The 4121-nt window shown below is 68.8% G+C and carries 3 protein-coding genes and 1 pseudogene; 2 read left to right on the top strand and 2 right to left on the bottom strand.

Going from position 1 to position 4121, the window contains the following annotated elements:
* Window positions 1-233, top strand: a pseudogene (locus tag Q0L11_RS14620) (hypothetical protein); the annotation flags it as partial.
* A gap of 482 nt (window positions 234-715) precedes the next feature.
* Here the strand turns inward: Q0L11_RS14620 and Q0L11_RS14625 are convergent.
* Entirely contained in the window at window positions 716-901 is a 186-nt protein-coding gene (locus Q0L11_RS14625) for a hypothetical protein (RefSeq protein ID WP_296598182.1), read from the bottom strand.
* Between the two features lie 221 nt (window positions 902-1122).
* Complete coding sequence (locus Q0L11_RS14630; RefSeq protein ID WP_296598183.1) at window positions 1123-1551, bottom strand: EamA family transporter; 429 nt, start codon at window positions 1549-1551, stop codon at window positions 1123-1125.
* 233 nt (window positions 1552-1784) lie between these two features.
* Here Q0L11_RS14630 and Q0L11_RS14635 point away from each other — a divergent pair, with 233 nt between their 5' ends.
* Window positions 1785-4121: a TonB-dependent siderophore receptor gene (locus Q0L11_RS14635; RefSeq protein ID WP_296598184.1), complete on the top strand. Its 2337-nt coding sequence runs from the start codon at window positions 1785-1787 to the stop codon at window positions 4119-4121.

The raw sequence follows: 4121 nt of genomic DNA on the forward strand, positions 1-4121 counted from the left end.
CGCTGCCGCCGCCCCCGCCCGTGACGACGCCGGTTCCCGGCGCGCCGGCGACCAGCGCCGCCCCCGTCTACGAAGGCTGCGCCGCGCTGGCCGCCGAGCAGGCGTTGCTGGCGCAGAACATCGAGGCCGTGGCCGCGCGATACCAGGCCGCCGAAGCCTCGTATCGCCAGGACCGCCCGCGCCTGGAGGAAGCCGCCGCCACCGTCGCGCTCGGGAAGCTGGGCCCGCTCTGACCTCGGCTTGAAAACGGGCCCCGGGCGCCTACATCAAGCTGCATCGCGCTGGCGTCCGCTCCCCCTTCGGACCGCGAGCGACGGGTGTGCGGCCCTGGCGCCTTAAATGGCCGCCGGGGCCGCCTTCGTTTGCGGGTCTGCTTCCTTGCTCCGCTTCCTTGGGGCGACCAGTCGGACGACCAGGGGGCCAGTCGTCCGACCTCGTCTCCGAGCCGCCTTGGACGCGCCCTCGGGAAGCGCGCAGGCCCGCAGCCGCGGACGTCGTCCGGCACGCAGCAGCCAGGGGTTGATGGTCCGCGTGGGTCCCCGGGCGCGAGTCCGCAAAACGATGTTACATGAAATTTCGGGATTGTCGCCTGTGCCGTATCGACGGCGAAGGCGCCCCACGGCCGGGGCTGAGGGCGCGGAAGGCGGATGGGAGAGACCTGGCCGACCGCGTTTGGCGAGGCCCGTCTCCCGCGCCCTCGGCGCCGGCCGTGGATCTAGATCGACCGGACGCGCGCCAGGGGCGCATCGACCGGCGGCGCGGACGCGGAGATAGGGGCCGTGACATCGAAGGCGGCAGGGGCGGACGCCGCCACGGTCCGCTGGATCGCGAGGTAGCTGGCGAAGCCCACGAAGAAGGCGACACAGGCCAGCAGGAAATAGGGCTTCAGGACGTCGTTCATCACGCTCACCACAGCGCCGGCGTTCCCGGCGGCCACCGGTTCAACGGTCGCACGGGCCGAGGGTTGCGGCCGGACTCCGCGAGGGCTGGTCGGATGTGCTGCGAAGGCCATGAGCCCCTCCCTTCTGGCCAGCTTGGCCGTTGAGGCGTCTGGCGGAGATACGGGGCGATGGGACGTTCGGTTTCAGAGGCCGTCCTTGACCGTGCGCAATCCGGGCCGCGCTATCGCCGAAGCGCCAGCAGCACGGCGCCGGCGGCGATAAGCGCCACGCCGGCCCAGCCCCTCGGGTCGAGCCGCTCGCCGAGGAACAGGGCGGCGAAGAGCGCGACGAACACCACCGACAGCTTGTCGAGCGGCGCGACGCGGCTGGCCTCGCCCAGCTTGAGCGCGCGGAAATAGCAGAGCCAGGACAGGCCCGTGGCCGCCCCGGAAAGAACGAGCGCCCCGATCGTCCGCGCCGACTGGAACGGATTGACGGCCGGCGCACCGCCGGCGACCCAGATCCCCGCCACGATCACCAGGATGACGCACGTCCTCACGAGCGTCGCGTAGTTGGGGTCGAGGTCGTCCACGCCGATCTTGGCGAACACGGCCGTCAAGGCGGCGAACAGGGCCGAGAGCAGGGCCCAACCTTGCCATGTGATCTGCATCCGACCCGCCGCTCCGAAGGCTCCGCGGCCCTGATCCTAAGGCGGTGGGGGCGGCGGCGTCAGGCGCCTTCGCAGCGAAACGGCGACGCTTCGACATTCTTGCGAACGATTCTCATTGTCGCGCCCACATGTCTCAACTAAGAACGACTCGCATTCTTAGTCGCAACACTCCGAGGGGTTCCGGGGGCATGGTTCGAGTTGGGGGCGGCGTCGCCGCAAAGAAGAAGCGCGCGATGACGTGCGCGATCGCAGGCCTGGCGGGCCTTTCGCTGGGCGGCGCGGCCCAGGCCGCGGAAGGCGGGGCGGCCGATGGCGCGGCGGTCGCCACGGCCGGCGGCGACCAGTTCGGCACGGTGGCCGGCATCGAGGTCGAGGGCCAGATCACCAAGCAGAACAATCCGAAGATGACGGCCAAGGCGCTCGACAATCCCCAGACGGTGACCATCGTCAGCCGTGGGACGATCGAGGCGCAGAACCTGCTCTCGCTCCGCGACATCCTGTCGACCGTGCCGGGCATCACCTTCGGCGCGGGCGAGGGCGGCGGCGGCTTCGGCGACTCCATCAACCTGCGCGGCTATTCGGCCAACAACGACATCACCGTCGACAACGTCCGGGACAGTGCGCAGTACAGCCGCTCGGACCCGTTCAACATCGAGCAGATCGAGGTCACCAACGGCTCGAACGGCGTCTATTCGGGCGCGGGCTCGGTCGGCGGGACGATCAACATCGTCTCCAAGCGCCCGACGGCCCGGAACTCGACCGTGGTGACGGGCGCCGTGGGCACGGAGAACTACTGGCGCGGCGCGATCGACGCGAACCATAAGGTGGGGGACAACGTCGCCGTCCGGCTGAACGCCATGGTCCACCGCAACGACGCGCCTGGCCGCGACGTGGAGCAGTTCAAGCGCTGGGGCGTCGCGCCGTCGATCGTGGTGGGGCTGAACGGTCCGACCCAGTTCACGGCCATGTACTTCCACCAGGAGGACCGCAACGTCCCGCAGTACGGGGTGCCGTTCTACAACGGCCGGCCGCTGCCGGGCGTCGATCCGGGCAACTACTACGGCTACGCCAATGTCGACCGGCAGGACCAGGACGTCGACATCCTGACAGGGATCATCGACCACGACTTCGGCGGCGGACTGAAGCTGCGCAACCTGTCGCGCTACCAGCGGGTCACCCAGACCACGGTGGTGGACCCGCCGCAGGGGACCTATTGCCTGCCGAACGGCCTGAAACCCGTCGCCTGGAGCCAGTCGACGACGGCCACCAACATCACCGGCTTCACAGCCTGCCTGGCCACGGATCCGGCGCCGGGGTTCTACCAGCCCAGCGGTCCGCGCGGGAACCTGCGCGACACCAAGAACACCCTGCTGCACAACCAGACCGACCTGACCTGGGACGGGGACCTGGGCGGCGCGCACCACACCCTGGTTGTGGGGGCGGCCTTCTTCGAGGAGGACTTCCACCTCGACACCGGCAACCTGTTCCGCACGACGACCGGCGCCACCGTGGCCCTGCCGACGATGAACATCGCGAGCCCGAACAACGTCTATTCCGGCCCGATCAACTTCATCCAAGCCAGCGCCCAGGACGGCCACCGCAAGAACCAGGCGGTCTACGTCTTCGACAACATCGTCCTGAACGAGCAGTGGTCGATCAACGGCGGGATCCGCTGGGAGCATAATGAGGGCGTCAACTCGACGGACACCTACAACACCACGGTCGGCGCCTCTCTGGGCGTGGTCACGCCGGGGCCCAAGTTCCGCAATGACGAGCACCTGCTGACCTATCGCGTCGGCGTGGTCTACAAGCCGATCCCGAACGCCAGCCTCTACGTGGCCTACGCCAACGCGGAGACGCCCAGCCAGGCGACGGTGAACGGATCGGGGGCCTGCAACGCCGCGACCTGCACCGTCGATCCGGAGAAAGCCGAGAGCATCGAGATCGGCGGCAAGTGGGACGTGATGGGGCGGCTGTCGCTGACGGCGGCGATCTTCCGCAACGACCGCACCAACTACAAGGTGGCCTCGGGCGACCCGACCGTTCCGGACCAGCAGCTCGACGGCTCGGCCCGCGTGGAGGGCGTGTCGCTGGGCGCCTCCGGGCGCATCACCGACGCCTGGTCGATCTTCGCCAACTACACCTACCTCGACTCGGAGGTGAAGCGCGGGGTCTCGAAGTTCCTGGCGGCCCAGGGACTGGACTTCACCAAGGGCGACCACCTCACCAGCGTGCCGGACCACGCCTTCAGCCTCTTCACAACCTACGACCTGAAGGACCTGAACCTGCAGCTCGGCTACGGGGTGACCTACCAGGGCGAATACTACCTGACCCAGCACGCCCTGGTGACCGGTTCGACCAACACCCGGACGACCATCCCGCTGGTGAAGGCCGAGGACTATTTCGTGCACCGCCTGACGGTGGCGTGGACGCCCCGGCCGGACATCGAGCTGCGGCTGAACGTCAACAACGTCTTCGACAAGGAATACTACCAGCGCGGCCGCAACAACGGCTGGGCCACGCCGGGCGATCGCCGCAACGCGACGCTCACCGCCAACTACCGGTTCTGA

The organism is Phenylobacterium sp., from assembly GCF_024508875.1.
Classification (GTDB): Bacteria; Pseudomonadota; Alphaproteobacteria; order Caulobacterales; family Caulobacteraceae; genus Phenylobacterium.

Coding starts and splice junctions, on each gene's coding strand:
- Q0L11_RS14625 (WP_296598182.1), bottom strand. CDS start 901: ATGAACGACGTCCTGAAGCCCTATTTCCTGCTGGCCTGTGTCGCCTTC.
- Q0L11_RS14635 (WP_296598184.1), top strand. CDS start 1,785: ATGACGTGCGCGATCGCAGGCCTGGCGGGCCTTTCGCTGGGCGGCGCG.
- Q0L11_RS14630 (WP_296598183.1), bottom strand. CDS start 1,551: ATGCAGATCACATGGCAAGGTTGGGCCCTGCTCTCGGCCCTGTTCGCC.